Source organism: Paenibacillus sp. Y412MC10, from assembly GCF_000024685.1.
Lineage (GTDB): Bacteria > Bacillota > Bacilli > Paenibacillales > Paenibacillaceae > Paenibacillus_AQ > Paenibacillus_AQ lautus_A.
The window spans coordinates 5,794,049-5,812,404 of the sequence record NC_013406.1; the positions used below are offsets into that span (position 1 = coordinate 5,794,049).

An 18,356-nucleotide genomic window follows, 5' to 3' on the forward strand; every position below is an offset into this window, starting at 1 on the left:
CCTCCGGATCGCCAGAGTTTCCTCTCTCTGATCCGGAGGTTTTTTCAGGTTCACATCTTCGTCATGGCCTAACGCTGATCCTGCTCAATCAACTCGATCCATTCATTATATTCAACTTGGAGCTTCGCATACTCTTCCTTCAGCTTGCGGTGTTCTTCTTCAAGCTGCGCGGCTTGCTCCGCCTTCAATTCCTGTTCTGCCTGCAGCAGCCGATACTGGTGCATAACCAGCTCGTACTGTTCGCCAAGCTCGGAATACTGCTGTGCCGCTTCGCTTTTCTCGCCTTCCAGACGGTCGCAGACCTGACGCGCGGATGCAATCTCCTGCTGCCACGACTGAAGCTCTTCTTCCAGCGCAAGCTTGGTTCGTTTCCACTCATCGCGCTCTGCGGCCAGCTTCTCGCTGTCTGCAGCCAGCTGTTCCCGTTCCGCCATCCATTGCTGGTATTGGTCCTGCCAATGAACGGCGCGCTCTTCGGACTCCCTCAGCTGCTCGGCAAGTTCGCTTGCACGCTCTTCGCTGGCGGTCGCCTTCTTGCGAAGCTCATCGAGCTGATTCGACACCGTATCGTATTCTTCTTCCAGCATGGCGTAGAGTTTGCCGGTCTCTTCCTCGCGGATTCCCGCGTCCTGGGTGAGTTTCTCCAGCTCTTCGTTGCGGAGCTGGAGCTCCTTCAATTCCTCCTGGGCGCTTCGCCGCTCGGAAAGGATCCGGTCCGCTTCGTCCTTCATCACATGGATTTCATCCTGAAGCCCCTTCATTCCCTCTTCCAGGCTTTCGTTCAATTCCATCAGCTCGACGATTCTCATCTCGAGCTCGCCGGTCTCCTCCTTGCGCTGATCCGCCAGCGTCCGCCAGGATTGCAGCTCGCTGCTTAGACGCTGCAGCTCTTCCTGCTGCTTGCGGGAGGTCTGATTCGCATCCACCACAAGCTTCTGCAGACGTCGACGCTCTTCCTCCGACTTGCCGGATTCCTGCTTCAGTGCCTCGAGTTCCTTCGCCAGCCCTTCCGCCTTCGTACGGAAGGAACGCAATTCCTGCGAGGAAGCTTCAGCTTGCTGCTTGGACGAATGGAGCTCTTCCTTCAGCTTGTCCGATTCCGCTTTTACCGTGTTCAGTTCCTTCTCCGCGGTCGTTAACCGCGAGTGCAGCTGGCCGCCGCGATTGCGCTGCTCGGCAAGCTGTTTCTCCAGATCCTGCACGGTCTTCGAGTTCTGCTGCTCCAAATCCTGCAAGGTTTTCGAGTGCTCCAGCTTCAGATCCTGCACCGTCTTCGTGTACTTCTGCTCCAGATCCTGAACCGTCTTCGAATTCTGCTGCTTCAGATCCTGCACGGTCTTCGAGTGCTGCTGTTCTTTCAGAAGCGCCTCTTGTTTATAAGTGCTCTCCTGTTTCTTCAACTGCTCCGCCAGCTTCTCTTCAGCCTGCTTCGCTGAAGTCCGCAAACTCTGTTCCAGCTTCTCGACGGCCTGCTTATGCGTGAGCGCCGACTGTGAAATTTGCCCTTCATAACGGCGTTTCATATCTTCCATCGCCTGCTTGTGGCCGCTCTCCAGCTTCTCGCGCTGCTCCTTAAGACGCACCTCAAGCTGCTGCTTCTCCTTCAGAAGTTCCGCCACGCGGTCCGATTCCTTCTGGAGCAGCTCCTTCGTACGCTCCGACTCCGCCGTCAGGTTCTCCTTGGATTTCCTGTATTCTTCAGCCAGTGTTGTCTGCTCCGCCAGCTTGCGCTCCAGCTGCTCCAGCTGCTGACGATGTCTCTCCTGCTGCTCGATTTGAAGTCCCTGCACCTTGGCCAGTTCCGTTCGCAGCTCATTCCGCTCGGCCGTCATCAGCTTGGCCTCGTTCTGATACTCCAGCTTCTGCAAAGCTTCTTCAGCCATATGTACCGCGGCAAGGACGGCAATGCGCGGGGTATCCAATCGGGAGTGCGCCTTGGAGATGGTACGCATGCGATCATCCACGTAATTGGCTACCTGTCTGGTATAATCACTGCTGTTTCCAACGAGTTTATAGGAAGTTCCGTAGATGTCTACGGTAACGCTTTTACGGTCAGATGTAGTCAAAATTGTGCCCTCCTTCTATTATGTGTAAATTCTATGATGTCTGAAATGGTCTATCCTCTGCATCCATTATATATGAGATAACATCTACAGACGAACCTCTAGAGTACAGACCGAAGTGTGGTATATGATAACACAGTTTTGTGCTTATAATTATGAACCCTGCGGGCCTTCCGATGCAAATCCCAGTTCAATTTAGAGCAAAAAAGCCCGCATCGAATCTCTGATGTAATGGATTCGATGCGGACGTTCACAATTCCTGCTATTTTCTTAATTCTGCGCCAAAAGTTTGCTGAAGGGCAGCGACTGCTTTTTCCGTAACCCCGGCAACCTCTTCATCGGTCAGCGTCCGCTCCTGATGGCGGTACGTCAAGGAGATCGCAACACTCTTCTTGCCTTCTCCCAGCTTGCTGCCCGTGAAGACGTCAAACACCTGAATCTGCTGCAGAAGCTCTCCGGCGTTCTCTCTGATGACTTGCATCAGGGAACCGGCTTCTACTTCCTCATTCACCACGATGGCAAGATCCCGCTCCATGCCCGGGAATCTAGGCAGATCGCGGTAAGCGACGCGGGCATTGGTCAGATCATAGAGCGGCTCAAGCAGGATCTCGGCGGCATAGGTATCTTCCAAATCCAGCTCCTGCTGCGTCTTTGGATGAATTTGTCCGAGCACCCCGAGCAGATGTTTGTTCTCGCCCTGACCTACGTAAACGGAAGCGGAACGTCCCGGATGGAAGCCTGCCGGCCCGTTCGCTTCGTAAGCAATGTCGTCAGCGCGAATGCCGAGATAATCGAGCACCGTTTCAAGCGCACCCTTCAAATCGAAGAAATCCACTTTGGCCGGCTGGACGTTCCACTGCTTGCTGCCTTTGCGTCCTGACAGCAGCAGACCGAGAACCGGACGCTCCTGCGGCTGCTTGGTCAACGTCTCCTCCTGCGTGTGGAACAGGTTCCCTATTTCAAACAGGGCCAGGTCCGGCTGCTTGCGGTTATGGTTATACACCGCGATATCCAGCAGCTGCGGCAGCAAGCTGGTACGCAGCACGCTGCGGTCCTCGCTCATCGGCATCGCCAGCTTAACCGCCTTCCCGCCTTCCGATAGGGAAGTGAACACTTCCGCTTGCTGCGGATGAATGAAGGAGTAACCCAGAACCTCCTGGAATCCGCTGTGCGTCAACAGACGGCGAAGCGAGCGGCGGATGGCCTGCGCTTCCGTCAACGAACCCGGCGTCGTCGGTCCTTCAATCGCCGTGGTCGGAATGTTGTCATAGCCATGCAGGCGGGCAACCTCTTCGATCAGGTCTACATCGAGCATAATATCGCCGCGGCGGGAAGGCACTTGGATATCCACCAATCCCTGGCCCGCATCCCCGCTAGGGAAATGCAGTCGGGAGAAGATCGTTTTGACCTCAAGCAAAGACAGCTCCGTGCCCAGATAACGATTGAGCTTCTCCAGCGACAACGTAATCACGGACGGCTCGGTTTGCGCACTTCCTGCTTCGACGATTCCTTGATGCACGGACCCGCCGGCATATTTCGCCATCAGTGCAGCCGCTCGGTTCAAAGCAGGGATCACTGCGGCCGGATCCACTTCCTTCTCGAAGCGGGAGCTTGCCTCTGAGCGAAGTCCCAGCTGACGGGAGGTTTTGCGGACGGTGCCGCCATCGAATTTAGCGGACTCCAGGAAAATATTCACCGTTCCGTCCGTTACTTCGGAGTCCAGGCCGCCCATAACGCCAGCCAAGGCCACCGGCTTGCCGCCTGCCGTAATTACCAGCATATGCGGCTCCAGACGCCGCTCCGCGCCATCCAGCGTCACCATCGTCTCGCCGGCCTCAGCCAAGCGTACGTGAACCGCCCCGTCTTTTAGCTGATCCGCATCAAAAGCATGCAGCGGCTGGCCGTATTCCAGCATCACATAATTGGTAATATCCACGATGTTATTGATCGGACGCACGCCGGCTGCCATCAACCGGTTTTGCATCCACAGCGGGGAAGGAGCGATCGTGACCCCCGTGATATAGCGTGCAGCATAATGGCTGCACTGCTCATCCGCGCCGATCGTAACCGAGATATGATCGGCTGCTGCATCATGAACCTCCAGCATTTCCTTCTCCGGGTTCGGCAGGCTCAGCTCGCGGCCGAGGATGGCGCTCACTTCGTAAGCCGTGCCCAGCATGCTGAGGCAGTCGGAACGGTTCGGCGTCAGGTCCAGCTCCAGAATTTCATCGTTCAGGCCCAGCACATCCACAATCGGTTTGCCGATCTCCGTGTCAGCCGGGAGCACCAAAATCCCCTCCTGCAGCTCTTTGGGCAGCAGTTTGTCATTCATGCCCAGTTCCTTGGCTGAGCAAATCATGCCTTGGGACAGCACGCCGCGCAGCTTGGCTTTCTTGATATCCAGCCCGCCCGGCAGCTTCGCGCCCACAAGCGCTACCGGCACCTTCTGGCCAGCATCCACGTTTTTTGCTCCGCATACGATCTGGAGATCTTCTTCCTGGCCTGCATCGACGACGCACACGTTCAGCTTATCGGCATCGGGATGCTTCTCCTTGCTCTTGACGTAGCCTACGACCACGTTGTTAATGCCTTGATTCCGTTTCTCGATCACATCGATTTCAATGCCGGCCGATGTAATGCGGCTTGCCAAATCCTCTGAGGTTACGCCTTCGAGCGAAATATAATCGGACAACCAATCGGTTGAAACTCTCATTGTCTATTCACTTCCCTTTATCGTTAAAATTAGATCCGCGTGAACTGATTCAAGAATGCCGTATCGTTGTTGAAGAAGTGGCGGATGTCATCCACGCCGTATTTCAGCATGGCAATCCGCTCAACCCCCATACCGAAAGCAAATCCGCTGTACTTCTCAGGGTCATAGCCGCCCATTTCGAGCACCTTCGGATGAACCATGCCGCAGCCTAAAATCTCTAGCCAGCCCGTTTGCTTGCATACGCGGCAGCCGCTGCCGCCGCATTTGACGCAGGATACGTCCACTTCCGCGCTGGGCTCCGTGAATGGGAAGAAGCTTGGACGCAGACGGATCTGCGTGTTATCGCCGAACATTTCCTGAACGAATTGCAGCAGCGTCCCTTTCAAATCGCTCATGCGAATGTTCTCGCCGATCACGAGGCCCTCGATTTGATGGAACTGGAACGAATGGGTCGCGTCATCGTCGTCCCGGCGGAATACGCGTCCGGGACAGATGATTTTGACCGGCGCTTTTCCTTGCATCGACAGCATCGTCCGGGCTTGCACCGGGGAAGTCTGGGTCCGCATCAGCAGATCTTCCGTCAAATAGAAGGAATCCTGCATGTCGCGTGCCGGGTGGTTCTTCGGCAGATTGAGCGCCTCGAAATTGAAATAGTCCGTCTCCACCTCGGGTCCTTCCGCTACGCGGTATCCCATCCCGATGAAAATATCCTCGATATCCTGGATCACCTTGCTGAGCGGATGCACCGCACCTTGGCTGAGCTTGCGACCCGGAAGGGTCACGTCCACTTTCTCTGCGCGCAGACGCTCTTCGGTTTCCTGCTGCAGGAACGCTTCCTGCTTGCCGGAAATGACTTCCTCGATCGCGCCGCGAACGTCATTGGCCACCTGGCCGATAACGGGACGCTCCTCTGCGCTGAGTGCTCCCATGCCGCGCAGGATTTCCGTCAGGGCCCCTTTTTTGCCAAGGTATTTCACCCGCAAATCATTCAGCTGCTGCGGATCGTTAACATCCTGCAATTGCGCCAATGCTTCCTGCTTTAAAGCTTCCAATTTTTCCTTCATGGCTATTCGCACACCCCTTTGTAAACTCCATCATTGTTCTGAAAACAAAAAAGGCCTCTCCTCCCGAAAAGGGACGAAGAGACCGTGGTACCACCCTTGTTAACATGCATCATACTCTAACCAAGACGGTAAAAGCCTTGGGCACGAGTATGCCTCATCATGCTCACTTGACCGACGTAACGAATCGGACCCGTTATCCCCTACTCAACCGGCGGGCTGCCGTGTTCAGGGAACTGCTCCGGAGCGAACTTCACCAGCCTGATTCTTTGAGGGACACTCTCAATCCACGGCATCCCTTCCCTGTAAAGAGGCACTGGCTACTTTTCTCCATCCATGCATTTAGAACTTATGCAAATATATAGGGTTTATTATATGCAACCTTTCGGCATATGGCAAGTTTCATTTCCCCATTTTAACCTCATCGGACCGATTTTAATCGGGATCCCTGGGCTCAATCCGACAAAAGCCCGGCAAGCTCGGCCCGCAGCTCCCTAATCTCGGCAAGCCAGCTCGCCTCATCCCCGGCCTCAAGTCCATCAGCGGATAACCCCAGCAATTCCTGAATCCGGTACTCAAGCGCCATTCGGCGATTGTCCTTCTCGGTATCTCCCTTGATCACCCCGGTTCGCGCAGCCTGTTCCTCCTCCTCGCCAACGCTTCCCTCGAACCATGCGGGAGCTTCCCCGGGCTTCAGCGTAAGCAGCCGGTTCGCGATTTTGCGCACCAGATACCGGTCATGCGATACAAGCGCGATTGCGCCCGGAAAGCTTACGAGCACCTGTTCAATCACCTCTCGGGTATCCACGTCCAGGTAATTCGAGGGTTCATCCAATACGAGGAGATGCGCCCCGCTGAAATACAGCTTGAGAAAAGCCGTTCTGCACTTCTCCCCCATGCTGAGCTGTCCCATCTTCTTAAACACGTCGTCTCTCCTGAAGAGAAACGAGCCCAGCAGGGTACGCGCACGGCTCTCCGTCATGCCGGGAATGACAAGAAGGCTGTCCAGCAGCGTGGTTTCCGGTTCAAGCCCCTCAAGCTCCTGCGAAAAATAGCCGATCTTGACGGAAGGATTCCGGGTAATCCGGCCCTCCTGCGGATCGATCTCCCCCAGCAGCAGCTTGAGCAGCGTCGTTTTTCCGCTTCCGTTGGGGCCTCTTACGGCCAGCCGGTCGCCGCGTTTCAAATAGAAGGTGAGCTTATTAAAAAGCTGTTGATATCCGTATCCAAAACAGATGTCCTTCACTTGGACCAGGGTTCGGCCGCCGAATGCCTCCCCTTCCAGCTCCATGTTCAGCTTGGGCCCGCTGCGCGGCTTATCCACCCGCTCGGCTTCCAGCCGTTCCAGCGCTTTTTCCTTGGCATGGTATCTGGAGATGTTCTTCTTCGCTTTGGCCTTGTAGAAACTGGCGGTGATCTTGACTTCATTCACGTCCCCGGCCGCGTTATGCGCTTTATGGAACCATTCCTCGTATCTTCGGATCGACTCCTCAAGCGCCTTGCGGGCCAGCTCCTGCTTGCGATAAAGCGTCTCCTGCTCGCGCAGCTCGCGTTCCTTTTCGCGCCGGTAATCCGTGTATCCTCCCCGGTAACGCCGGAGTTCCTCCGACGTCAGCTCACAGACGGCGGTCGCCACCCGGTCAATGAATTCCCGATCATGGGATACAAACAGCACCGTTCCTTTATAGGTCGACACCAGCCACTGCTCCAGCCAGACCAGGCTTTCACTGTCCAGATGGTTCGTCGGCTCGTCAAGCAGCAGAAATTTCGGGGCCGACACCAGGAGCGCAGACAGCATCACCTTCGTCTTCTGGCCTCCGCTCAGCTCGCGATAGGACACCGGCCACACCTCCGGCCCGATGCCCAGCATCGTCATCGCTTTCTCCACCTCGGTCTCCCACTGGAAACCGTTCCGGGATTCATAACGCTCCAGCAGATTGCCATATAACTCAAGCAGCTGCTCCATTTCCGCAGCGCTGCCGCCGTTCATTCGCTGCTCGACTCCCGCAAGCCGAAGCTTCAGCTCCCATAACGTTGGATGACTGCGGCTGCGCACCGTATCGATCGCACTCATATCCCCTTCCTCCGGTTCATCCTGCTGTCTCAACCAGCCCCAGCGCTCTCTTGGAAGGATCGCCTCCACAACGCCGGAGGTAGGCTCAAGCTCACCGGCCAGGATGGAGAGGAGCGTTGTTTTGCCGGTACCGTTACGCCCATACAGCGCGATCCGCTCTCCTTCGGCCACTTCCAGCTGAATGCCTTCAAACAGCGGCTTTCCTTGAAGTTCCATGCTTATATCTTTCGCTTTTAGAATCATTGTCATATCGCCTCATCCTCTCTCTGTGAAAAACATCAAAAACCGCAGGCGATGGCCTGCGGCGGTTGTTATGAGAGAGGATTCGTTTGGATCTGAATAACGGGACGAATGCGCGCCACTGCTCAATTCTTCGGCTGTTCATTCCAGGCCAGCCCTGACGGTATTGAAAGGGCCTTACCCTTCGCCCGTCAACAAAAGCAGCAATCCGTTCCGTATATGTGATTGGAATTGTATCAGAGTACCGTTTCCGACATAACAAAAAGAGGCACCCCAGTCACATTGTTCAGACACGCCAAATCTCTCCCTCTACCGCCGTAGAGAAACGCCTGCAAAACTACATGCAGTTGTTTTAGAGAAAAGGGTGTCTTACTTCATTGGACTAGGTTACCTCGCATTCTTGGAATGAAATTATGGCCATTATAACAGATATTTCTAAAATGTAAAAGGGCTATCTGCGGAGCCTGCATCCTATAACAGCCAGAGATCCTTGATATCTCAAGGATTTACTACTTTGCCCCGTCTAAGATAACAAGCAGCTTTTGCAGCCTGAAGCAACAAAAAAACCCTTGATACCAAGGGTTTCTGTCTAACTATAAGCGGGTGATGGGAATCGAACCCACGCTACCAGCTTGGAAGGCTGGAGTTCTACCATTGAACTACACCCGCATATCCACCTACAAAAGTGACGCTATGCTTTGGAGCAGATGCCGATTACTATTTGCGAGGTCCTAAATCATAAGCGAATCGGGACGACACGATTTGAACATGCGACCCCCTGGTCCCAAACCAGGTGCTCTACCAAGCTGAGCTACGTCCCGATAATCAACATTTTATCTTTTGAAGACAAAAATAAATATACCATGCGTGACACGCAATTTCAACATGTATTTTATGGAAAATGTATCATAGGCAATAGAAAGCAAGCAGCACCCTTCCGAATGGGGAAAGATGCTGCTCTTTCATACACTGATATAAGATGCAAGGACGCCCTAGTCATCCTTACTTCTTTTTGTCGAACGTCACTTCCGGCGTCGTCAATTTATCGTAAAAATCCACGATTTTGTCTTTATCGTCCGAAGCGCGAAGTGCCATAGCGGAGCGCGGATGTTCGTCCAGGGTGCCTGTAATCATGTAGGGCATGATGTAACCCCACTCCTCTTTTTCGCGAAGAGGGATCATGAAGCGCTCAATAATGTCCAGTACCGGGCGCAGCTCGTACTTCGTGCCTTTCAAGTGGGTAACCAAAAGCTCGGTCGGACAGTTGCCGGCTGCGCGGCCCATGCCGTACACGGACGCATCCAGAAGCTCAACGCCGAGGTCGGCGGCTACCAGCGTGTTGGAGAACGCCAGCTGCATATTGTTATGGGTATGAACGCCAAGACGTTTGTTCGGCAGATGCGTCTTGAACTTATTTACCAGGTATTCCATGTCTTTATGATCCAGGCTTCCGTAAGAATCGACGATGTACACCACATCCACGACGCTCTCCCTGATCATCTCAAAGGCTTCCAGCAGCTCATTCTCCATCACGTTGGAGAGGGCCATAATGTTCAGCGTCGTCTCGTAACCGCGATCATGGAAGGTCTGAACCAGCGCAAGCGCCTTATCTACGTCTTTGATGTAACATGCAACGCGGATGAGATCCAGCAGGCTCTCCTCGCGCGGCAAAATATCATCCTCATCCACCCGGCCGATATCGACCAGTGCGGACAGTTTGGTTTTACCTTTATGGGGAATAACTTCTCGAAGGAATTCATCATCCAAAAAACGCCAAGGGCCGGCTTGATCAGCGCCTTTTAGCAGCTTAGGCGAATTTTTATAACCGATTTCCATATAGTCCACGCCAGCCTCATTCAGGCCTGCATATAAATTTTGCACGAATTCTACGCTAAAATCCCAGTTGTTCACCAGTCCGCCATCGCGAATGGTACAGTCTACAATCTTTGTCTGACTACTCTTAATCATTCTAAGCTAAACTCCTCTCGGCAATTTTCTCTTCATCATACTTGAATGCCGGTTGAAAAGTAAAGCATAACATGTGCATCAATCCTTGACGGCCTCGGCCTCTCGGAGTATCCAGTCGCTGATGGTTCGGACGAGCACGCCGGTTGCCCCTCTGGGATCCACTCCCCGCTCCTTGGACAAGTAAGCCGTACCTGCAATGTCGAAATGAACCCAAGGCAGCCCGTCAGCAAACGTGCCCACAAAAAGACCGCCCGTGATCGTCCCGCCTTCTCGCCCGGTTTGATTTCGCAAATCCGCCACCTCGCTCTTCAATTTATCCCAAAACTCCGGATAGGATGGGAGCGGCCATATTTTTTCGCCGGCCCTACGGGAAGAAGCGATAAGCTCCTGCAAAAAGGTTTCGTCATTGGTTACGGCCCCGGTGGCGATATCCCCAAGCGCCGAAACGACAGCCCCGGTCAACGTGGCCACATCAATTAGGCGCGAAGAGCCGAGCTGTTTAGCATGGGTTACTCCATCCGCGAGCACGATGCGGCCCTCGGCATCCGTGTTCAGCACTTCGACGGTACGGCCGCTCAGCGTCGTCACGATATCGCCTGGTTTAAAGGCGCCGCCGCTCATCACGTTCTCCGCAGACGGGATCACCATCACGACATTCGCCTTGGGACGAATACGCCCGAGAGCCTCCATAACGCCAAGCACTGTAGCCGCCCCGCCCATATCGCTGATCATATCCTCCATTCCGACTGCCCTCTTCAGCGAAACGCCGCCGGTATCAAACGTGATCCCCTTGCCTATCAGGCCGATCACATCGTCCCATGTCTCCCGTCCCTGATAACGGATCGTAATCATGCGCGGCGGATGTATGCTGCCTTTCCCTACGGCCAAGAGACCGCCCATTCCTTTCTCGACCATAGCTTCCTCATCCAGGACCTGTGCTTCGAAGCCGTACCGCTTCGCCAGCTGAAGCGCCTTCTGGGCCAAGTCTTCCGGTAACAGTTTATTGCCGGGAAGGTTCGTCAAATCTCGTGCCAGGCAGGTTGCTTCTCCAATCGCTTGGCCGAGCGACATGCCTTCCTTCCACGCGGCTTCATATTCCGCTTCCGCATTTCCTTCTATATAATAGAGGATTTCTTCTAAATCCGTATGTTCGGAAGCATCGCGTTTATAATGCGGTTTCCGGTAGCTTCCCAGTATAAAACCTTCGGTTAAAGCCTGAGCAGCGTCGCGGGGCGTCTGTTCGGCGGTGAAGCTGACCATCGTATGCGGAATTTGAATGGCCGCGCTGCGTATTCCCGATTTTACGGCCGCCTTCGCCGCTTGAGCTGCAACCAAACGCAGCTGCTCGGATGTCAGGATACCTTCGGGACGGCCTACCCATATTAACAGGCGCGATCCGCTCGAAATGCTCTCCGGCCATACGAATGACCGGTTGGCGGTGCCGTCGAACAGCCGGTTCTCCGCTAACTGCTTTAATAACGGGTCCCAGGCCGGGGAAATGCCGCCCTCCTTCGCTTGTTTTTTAGTAACGGGAACGATTATGGCATCCGCTTGTACTTGCCCGGCTGTTAAATTGCTTTCAAATGTCCATTTCATGTCTCTTCTCCTCCTAAAAAAGAAAAAGCCATTCCATTGGAACAGCTGCTCTTGTATTCAAATCGGTTGCATATCCTCTTAGACTTCCGACACGTCCAGCTTGGGAAACGTGATCACAAACTCGGTCCCGGCCCCAACCTGGCTATCCACGGCAATGGTGCCGCCATGGTTTCGGATGATGCTGTAGCTCACGGACAAACCAAGTCCCGTCCCGCTCTCTTTCGTCGTAAAAAAGGGATTAAAGAGGTGGTTCAGCGTATTCTGATCCATGCCGCCCCCGTTATCCGAAATGCAAATGTTAATATGTTTCCCCGTGTCACGGGCTGAAATATCAATCATCCCGGTAATGTTCTCGTCATGATGCTCATTTATGGCGTCGAGGGCATTTTTAATAATATTCAGAATCACCTGTTTGATCTGCTTGACATCAACGGAAATAAACGCAGGTGGGGTCTTATCGGTATGCAGATTGATCTGGCATCCCTTCATCAAGGCTTCGCTCTCTGTTAATAGAACAACTTCCTTCAATAATGAGGATACGGATACAATCTTGGTCTCTGGAGCCGAGGGTTTGGAGGAATTGAGAAATTCGTATATAATATCGTTTGCGCGATCGATCTCCGTTAGTATGATTCTGGCATACTCGTCCTTTCCCAAACTTACGAGATGCGGACGCAGCAACTGGATAAAGCCTCGAATGGATGTCAGCGGGTTTCGGATTTCATGGGCAATGGAAGCCGAGATTTTTCCCAGCATGGCCAGTTTATCGTTCTGATAAGCGGTTTGCTCAATTCGTTTGAAATCCGATACATCCTTCACGCTGATCAGGAAATCGCCTTCCATTTGGTCCCCATACGTCATCGTGATCAGCCACGATCTGCCGAATTCATCAACCAATTCATGGAATCTTCGGCGATGGAATACCGTTTCCCGAAAAATGCGAAGTATTTTTTTCTTCTTGAATCTGGAGAGCTGGGGATGACGCAATAGCTGGGTCAGCGTACAGCCTGTCAGCGATTTACGGGATACGCCTAACAGTTTTGCCATCTGCACGTTAACAAATGCCAACACTCCATCACTATCAAAGAGGATAATCCCGCTGTCGAGATTCTCCAGTATGTTCTCATACTTGTTCCTAATAAGCTGACTGGAATGAAATGAACGAATTGCCTGCAGCTCAGATTCACGGATTTGACTCAACAAGATGGCTCCCCCTTTTCTTGAAAAGTTGAACTCACCAAACCGACAAAAAACATGCGAAAAAATGAGCTTGTCCGCCTCTGAATCAGAAGCAGCCCGAATCTGCTTCCTTCCATGATAGTCATCGAAACAAAGAAACGTCAATCAGAAATCCTGTCGAAAAATGGATAATTGCATAAAAATACCATTGTCATTACTTATGTACTTTGGTTTATGTAATTGATATAACACCCGTCATTGCACAGCTAATGTAAATGATTACCCAAATCCGCCTGATTTGAAACATTAAAAAAGCCCCGGGCATTCACGAGGCTTTATTAATCCTAATTAAGGCTGCTTTTGGAGTCGGAGCCTGCGCTGGCTCATCACGGCAAGCCGTCTTTTCAGTTCGCCCTGCCACTTCTCGTCCTCCATCCATTTGGCAACCACCAGGAGATCCAGCGACATATCAATCTGACTCTGAACAACCGTGAGCGGATCCTCCGACTCCCGATTGACCACATTCTCAAAAATGGCATCCTCATCTTCCATCACGTAATCCTGAAAATCCACTTGGGATGCACCGTCACCATGGGCATATTCAGCCAATATCTCATACTCATTCTCAACCCGATGATGAACCTCGACGCGATGGCAGACCGGACAAGACAGTAGGGGAACATTATGTACTTGAGTGCGATAATGCTTCAGTGTACCCTTTGTACCCATCATACTAGCCCCACAGCAAAAACTCATATCGTTCACCCTCCTTGTGTGGATTCTCAATCGTTTCAATATTGTATTCGCTTTCAGGCAGGCTAATTCCTTCATGAAAAAAACCTTGATTTAAAATTTTGGCATGATTTCCTAATCATAAGCCGGCCAACCTATTTATTTAATTATATATTAACGCAAGCGCGGTTTCCTAAACAAAAGTCTTCCCCTATTTCATCCAATAAAACCAAGAGTGAAAAAACCCCCATTACCTGGACGTAATGTCAGGTAATGAGGGTTGCTATTCATGAAATGGAATTACAGGTTGCTGTCGCCCGGCTTCCAGTTCATTGCGCACAATCCGCCGGATTGCAGTGCTTGAAGAACGCGAAGCGTTTCTTCTACGCTGCGGCCAACGTCGTTATGGTTAACAACTTGATATTTCAATTCGCCTTCTGGATCGATGATGTACAGGCCGCGCAGAGCAACGCCTTCTTCTTCGATCAGAACGCCGTAGTCTCTAGCTACGTTCTTGGTGATGTCGGAAGCCAGCGGGAAGTTCAATGCTCCCAGACCGTTAGCTTCTTTAGCTGTGTTGATCCAAGCTTTGTGGCTGTGAATCGAGTCAACGCTCACACCCAGGATTTCCGTATCCAATGCTTTGAATTGATCGTAAGCATCGCTGAGAGCCGTGATTTCAGTTGGGCATACAAAAGTGAAATCCAGCGGATAGAAGAAGAATACGAGCCATTTGCCGCGGTAGTCGGACAGGCTGACTTTGCCAAAATCTTTACCGTCACCTGATACAGTTTCCATTGTGAAATCAGGAGCCGCTTTACCAACCAAACGTTCTGCCATGATTGAATTCCTCCTTAACATATGTAAGAAAATACGTGTATTTTCTACATGGTATGTTCTATGAACATTTAATAGAAATGTTATCATCGAGGCTAATCAAAGTCAAGATTGTAGACGTTACTTTATTATAATTATTATAAATAAGAAGTTTTCTTGAACGTACGCTTCTTCTATTAACGGATAGCCGCGGCAATCAAATCGCCCATCTCCGTGGTGCTGAGCGCCTTGCTCTTATCAACGGCAATGTCTGCCGTCCGGTGTCCGGCATCAAGCACCTCGGCAACTGCGCGTTCAATGGCGTCAGCCGCATCCTCGTATCCGAACGTGAGGCGATACATAAGCGCTACGGAAAGAATCGTTGCGATCGGGTTCGCCAAGCCTTGGCCGGCAATGTCCGGAGCCGAACCGTGTACCGGCTCGTACAGACCGAAAGCTCCTTCGCCCATGGATGCGGATGCCAGCATGCCGATGGATCCTGTCAGCATGGCTGCTTCGTCGCTCAGAATGTCACCGAACATATTCTCGGTTACGATGACATCAAAGCTGGACGGGCGGCGCAGAAGCTGCATCGCGCAGTTGTCTACCAGCACGTGCTCCAGCTCGACGTCCGGGTATTCAGGGGCGATGCGGTTTACGGTTTCGCGCCACAAGCGGGACGTTTCCAGCACGTTCGCTTTATCGACGGAAGCCAGCTTCTTCCGGCGCTTCTGTGCAATCTCGAAGGCTTGATGCACGATGCGCTCTACCTCGGCGGTATTGTATACGCAGGTATCTACCGCTTCTTCTCCGCCTGCACCTTCGCGTCTGAACTTCTCGCCGAAGTATATGCCTCCCGTCAGTTCACGAACAACCATCAAGTCGGTTCCTTCCAGAACCTCGGGCTTCAGTGTGGATGCATCCTTCAAGCAGTCAAAAATGACGGCCGGACGCAGGTTCGAGAACAGGCCAAGCTCTTTGCGGATGCCGAGCAATCCGGTTTCCGGGCGAAGCTCCTTCGCGTTGTTGTCCCATTTCGGTCCGCCTACCGCACCAAGCAATACCGCATCGGCGCTTTTGCATACGCTCAGCGTTTCTTCCGGGAGCGGCGTTCCTTTCTCGTCGATCGCAATGCCGCCAAACAACGCATGTTCCGTCGTGAATGAAAGTCCGAATACCTCTTCGGTACGTTTAATGATTTTCTCCGCTTCCGCCACTACCTCAGGACCGATGCCGTCTCCCGCGATTACCGCGATTTTTTTCGTTTCTGCCATCCTTCGTCACTCCTTATTTATATATACACTGGTCGTATTTAATCATCTAGTTACTGTTGTAACATACTTCCCCCTCGATTGACCAAGATATAGAAACTATGAACTTAATTCGTTTTGCCTATAAGTAGGGGGAATGTGATCAGGGAGACGGCGTCATAGAAGTTGTACAGAAGCTCGAAGAGCTAATTTCGCGAGAGCGACTTAATGCGAGTAAGACTTTATGCGAGAGCAGCTTAGCAAGAGCAGTTTATGCAAGGGCTTCGAAGAGTTAATGTGGGAAGCTCCGAGTACGTATCGTTCCTCCAATCGCTGTTGTCGCCGAATTTCTGGATTATATGTTAGGGGTTGAAATTCGGCTCCAAAGGCGACCGCTCCGCTTTTCCGGAATCGATTCGTCCTCTCCGCTGCTTCGAAGCTAATGGATTGGCAGGTCACTGGAGAAGAGCACATCTCCCTGACCACAAGGGTTGTGTGGGGGAGAAGAGCCGCCCTATGCAAAATGATTGGGCGGCTCTTGAAGGTTAACATCCGGAGGGTAACAACTTAAAGAGATTCTTGGTTGGTCCTAGTCTTTGTAGGTAGAGGAAGGAAAAAGGAGCAGGAACGAGACTAGCTGTAGGAACAAGGATATGGTATCGAAAAGGAGGGAGCAGAATTAGGAAGCTGATTGTAACAATTCGTTAAAATCTGGAGCCTGAATGGAATGCTTCTTCTGGAAATCGTTGAACAGCTTTTCCTGTAGCTCATAATAGCTGTCCATCCCCTTCGTGCTCTCGTCGGACAGAATATTTGCGATTAATCTACTGTTGTACAATGAGGTTTCGTAATCCTCATACACCTCCGCACTGTTCCAAAACTCTTCTTCCGTCTTACCCGAAATGCGAATTCGGTTCTCCATGATGTAAAGAATCAACCGGTGGTTGTCGTCATTGGGATCAGCTTCATCCAGCGCTGCTTTTTGAAATTCGATTTCCTCACTGACTTCTTTGGGCGTTACGACCACGCCCGACTGTCTGGCGTAATTCGCCGTTAGTTGCGTGATGACCATATCTTTCAGTAATGCGGCATCGGAAGGAATTTCTTTCACTTGGTTTAGGGCAAATATTAAGTCTCTGTTTATCCTCGCCAGAACAAATTCGCTCAGCGATATCTTCACGTCCTCTTTATCTACAACCCAAGTTGGGCTAGGATGATTTTGTAATTTGTCTTGAAGCACTTTCACCGAATCAAAGGTTTCCCTAATGATTTGTTTGTTACTTTCCGTTAGCGATATGGATTGAAGACTGGTCAGGTCAGACATGGTTTCCTTGAAATCAGTATCGACAGCAGTCTTGGGCTCTGTTTGGTTACAAGCGCTGATCATCAACGCCGAGGTTAACACAACAAGCAATGAAAGTATCCTGAAAGGAACTAATCGATTCATCCTACCCCTCCTCGTAAAATCAGTCCCTATCCATATTAACGTTTCCGAACGCCGTTAGTTACATTTTTCTGCCAATACGCTACAATAGGGGTGAATTTGCCTTATACCCTAAACGACCAAGGAGTGATCATCGATTATGAAGTACGCAGCTCTAGGTAAATCCGGCATGAAAGTAAGTCGTCTGTGTTTGGGGACGATGAATTTCGGTCCTGCCACGGATGAAAAGGAAGCCTTCCGCATCATGGATGCAGCGCTTGATGCCGGCGTCAATTTCTTTGATACGGCGAACATCTACGGCTGGGGCGAGAATTCGGGCCTGACCGAAACCATCATCGGACGCTGGTTTAACCAAGGCGGAGGCCGCCGCGAAAAAGTCGTTTTGGCTACTAAATTCTACGGTTCCATGAGTGATCCTCTGGATGGCCCCAACAATGAAGCCGGGCTGTCGAGCTATAAACTTCGCCGTCATCTCGAAGGGTCGCTGAAACGTCTGCAGACCGACCATATCGAGCTGTACCAAATGCATCACGTCGATCCTTCCGTCACTTGGGACGAGCTCTGGGGCGCTTTTGAGGTTGCGGTTCATCAAGGAAAAATCGGATATGTCGGATCCAGCAACTTTGCCGGCTGGCAGATTGCGGTTGCGCAGGCCGCGGCCCAAAGCCGTCACTTCCTCGGTCTCGTTTCCGAGCAGCACAAATACAGCCTGACCTGCCGATTGCCGGAACTCGAAGTACTCCCCGCTTCGCAGCAGCTGGGTCTCGGCGTGATTCCATGGAGTCCGCTGGACGGGGGACTGCTGGGACGCAATGCCCTTAAAAAAATCGAGGGCTCGCGCAGCGGAGGCAATGCGGAGCGCGTAGAGAAGCACCGCGCGCAGCTGGAACAGTTTGCCGCTCTCTGCCAAGAGCTGGGCGAACCGCAGGATAACGTCGCTCTTGCCTGGGTGCTGAAGAACCCGGCCGTTACCGGACCGATTATTGGGCCGCGCACGCTGGAGCAATTCGAAAGCTCCCTGCGCTCGCTTGAGATCGAACTCGATGAATCCGTGATGAAGCGCTTGGATGAAATATTCCCGGGTCCGGGCGGCGCCGCCCCGCAGGCCTACGCCTGGTAAGATCCAGGCTCCGTATCGACGCCTTAACGAAACCCTGTCTTATCTCGTTGATCAGCTGCATCAATCCGGTATCGGCCCTCTGCTATGAGGCCGTTTAAGG

Annotated in this window: 12 protein-coding genes, 2 tRNA genes and 1 other annotated feature; of the genes, 1 reads left to right on the forward strand and 13 read right to left on the reverse strand. The window is 52.3% G+C overall.

Annotated features, from left to right (window positions below; all coding sequences use genetic code 11):
• Nucleotides 1–68: 68 nt before the first annotated feature.
• The 13 genes from zapA to GYMC10_RS25390 form a co-directional block, all read right to left on the reverse strand.
• A complete protein-coding gene (zapA, locus tag GYMC10_RS25330) occupies nucleotides 69–2,066 on the reverse strand; it encodes a cell division protein ZapA (RefSeq protein WP_015737142.1) in 1,998 nt (665 codons plus the stop codon).
• 259 nt (nucleotides 2,067–2,325) lie between these two features.
• Nucleotides 2,326–4,776: a phenylalanine--tRNA ligase subunit beta gene (gene pheT, locus GYMC10_RS25335; protein ID WP_015737143.1), complete on the reverse strand. Its 2,451-nt coding sequence runs from the start codon at nucleotides 4,774–4,776 to the stop codon at nucleotides 2,326–2,328.
• A gap of 29 nt (nucleotides 4,777–4,805) precedes the next feature.
• Nucleotides 4,806–5,840 carry a phenylalanine--tRNA ligase subunit alpha gene (gene pheS, locus GYMC10_RS25340; protein ID WP_015737144.1) on the reverse strand — a complete coding sequence of 345 codons (1,035 nt, stop codon included), beginning with the start codon at nucleotides 5,838–5,840 and terminating at the stop codon, nucleotides 4,806–4,808.
• Nucleotides 5,841–5,906: 66 nt separating this feature from the next.
• Nucleotides 5,907–6,183: a binding site (T-box leader), on the reverse strand.
• A gap of 108 nt (nucleotides 6,184–6,291) precedes the next feature.
• Nucleotides 6,292–8,160 carry a ribosomal protection-like ABC-F family protein gene (gene abc-f / locus GYMC10_RS25345; RefSeq protein ID WP_041622056.1) on the reverse strand — a complete coding sequence of 623 codons (1,869 nt, stop codon included), beginning with the start codon at nucleotides 8,158–8,160 and terminating at the stop codon, nucleotides 6,292–6,294.
• A gap of 589 nt (nucleotides 8,161–8,749) precedes the next feature.
• Nucleotides 8,750–8,820 (reverse strand) — tRNA-Gly (locus GYMC10_RS25350).
• Between the two features lie 78 nt (nucleotides 8,821–8,898).
• Nucleotides 8,899–8,972: transfer RNA gene (locus tag GYMC10_RS25355), tRNA-Pro, on the reverse strand.
• A 181-nt stretch (nucleotides 8,973–9,153) separates the two neighbouring features.
• Nucleotides 9,154–10,119 (reverse strand): aldolase catalytic domain-containing protein, encoded by a 966-nt coding sequence (locus GYMC10_RS25360; protein ID WP_009593056.1) that lies wholly within the window; start codon nucleotides 10,117–10,119, stop codon nucleotides 9,154–9,156.
• 78 nt (nucleotides 10,120–10,197) lie between these two features.
• Nucleotides 10,198–11,715 carry a leucyl aminopeptidase gene (locus tag GYMC10_RS25365; protein WP_015737146.1) on the reverse strand — a complete coding sequence of 506 codons (1,518 nt, stop codon included), beginning with the start codon at nucleotides 11,713–11,715 and terminating at the stop codon, nucleotides 10,198–10,200.
• A 78-nt stretch (nucleotides 11,716–11,793) separates the two neighbouring features.
• The gene (locus GYMC10_RS25370) at nucleotides 11,794–12,918 is read right to left on the reverse strand and encodes an ATP-binding protein (RefSeq protein WP_009593063.1); all 1,125 of its coding nucleotides are present in this window, start codon (nucleotides 12,916–12,918) and stop codon (nucleotides 11,794–11,796) included.
• A 324-nt stretch (nucleotides 12,919–13,242) separates the two neighbouring features.
• Nucleotides 13,243–13,650, reverse strand: coding sequence for a hypothetical protein (locus tag GYMC10_RS25375; protein WP_015737147.1), 408 nt, complete (start codon nucleotides 13,648–13,650; stop codon nucleotides 13,243–13,245).
• 276 nt (nucleotides 13,651–13,926) lie between these two features.
• Nucleotides 13,927–14,466 (reverse strand): peroxiredoxin, encoded by a 540-nt coding sequence (locus GYMC10_RS25380; RefSeq protein WP_009593058.1) that lies wholly within the window; start codon nucleotides 14,464–14,466, stop codon nucleotides 13,927–13,929.
• Between the two features lie 173 nt (nucleotides 14,467–14,639).
• On the reverse strand, nucleotides 14,640–15,716 hold the full coding sequence (leuB, locus tag GYMC10_RS25385; protein ID WP_015737148.1) for a 3-isopropylmalate dehydrogenase: 1,077 nt from the start codon (nucleotides 15,714–15,716) through the stop codon (nucleotides 14,640–14,642).
• Between the two features lie 655 nt (nucleotides 15,717–16,371).
• Nucleotides 16,372–17,139, reverse strand: coding sequence for a hypothetical protein (locus GYMC10_RS25390; RefSeq protein ID WP_015737149.1), 768 nt, complete (start codon nucleotides 17,137–17,139; stop codon nucleotides 16,372–16,374).
• Nucleotides 17,140–17,275: 136 nt separating this feature from the next.
• Here GYMC10_RS25390 and GYMC10_RS25395 point away from each other — a divergent pair, with 136 nt between their 5' ends.
• Nucleotides 17,276–18,256, forward strand: a complete 981-nt coding sequence (locus GYMC10_RS25395; RefSeq protein WP_009589355.1) for an aldo/keto reductase — start codon at nucleotides 17,276–17,278, stop codon at nucleotides 18,254–18,256.
• The last annotated feature ends 100 nt before the right edge of the window (nucleotides 18,257–18,356 follow it).

Coding starts and splice junctions, on each gene's coding strand:
- pheT (WP_015737143.1), bottom strand. CDS start 4,776: ATGAGAGTTTCAACCGATTGGTTGTCCGATTATATTTCGCTCGAAGGC.
- pheS (WP_015737144.1), bottom strand. CDS start 5,840: ATGAAGGAAAAATTGGAAGCTTTAAAGCAGGAAGCATTGGCGCAATTG.
- abc-f (WP_041622056.1), bottom strand. CDS start 8,160: ATGACAATGATTCTAAAAGCGAAAGATATAAGCATGGAACTTCAAGGA.
- GYMC10_RS25360 (WP_009593056.1), bottom strand. CDS start 10,119: ATGATTAAGAGTAGTCAGACAAAGATTGTAGACTGTACCATTCGCGAT.
- GYMC10_RS25365 (WP_015737146.1), bottom strand. CDS start 11,715: ATGAAATGGACATTTGAAAGCAATTTAACAGCCGGGCAAGTACAAGCG.
- GYMC10_RS25375 (WP_015737147.1), bottom strand. CDS start 13,650: ATGAGTTTTTGCTGTGGGGCTAGTATGATGGGTACAAAGGGTACACTG.
- GYMC10_RS25380 (WP_009593058.1), bottom strand. CDS start 14,466: ATGGCAGAACGTTTGGTTGGTAAAGCGGCTCCTGATTTCACAATGGAA.
- leuB (WP_015737148.1), bottom strand. CDS start 15,716: ATGGCAGAAACGAAAAAAATCGCGGTAATCGCGGGAGACGGCATCGGT.
- GYMC10_RS25390 (WP_015737149.1), bottom strand. CDS start 17,139: ATGAATCGATTAGTTCCTTTCAGGATACTTTCATTGCTTGTTGTGTTA.
- GYMC10_RS25395 (WP_009589355.1), top strand. CDS start 17,276: ATGAAGTACGCAGCTCTAGGTAAATCCGGCATGAAAGTAAGTCGTCTG.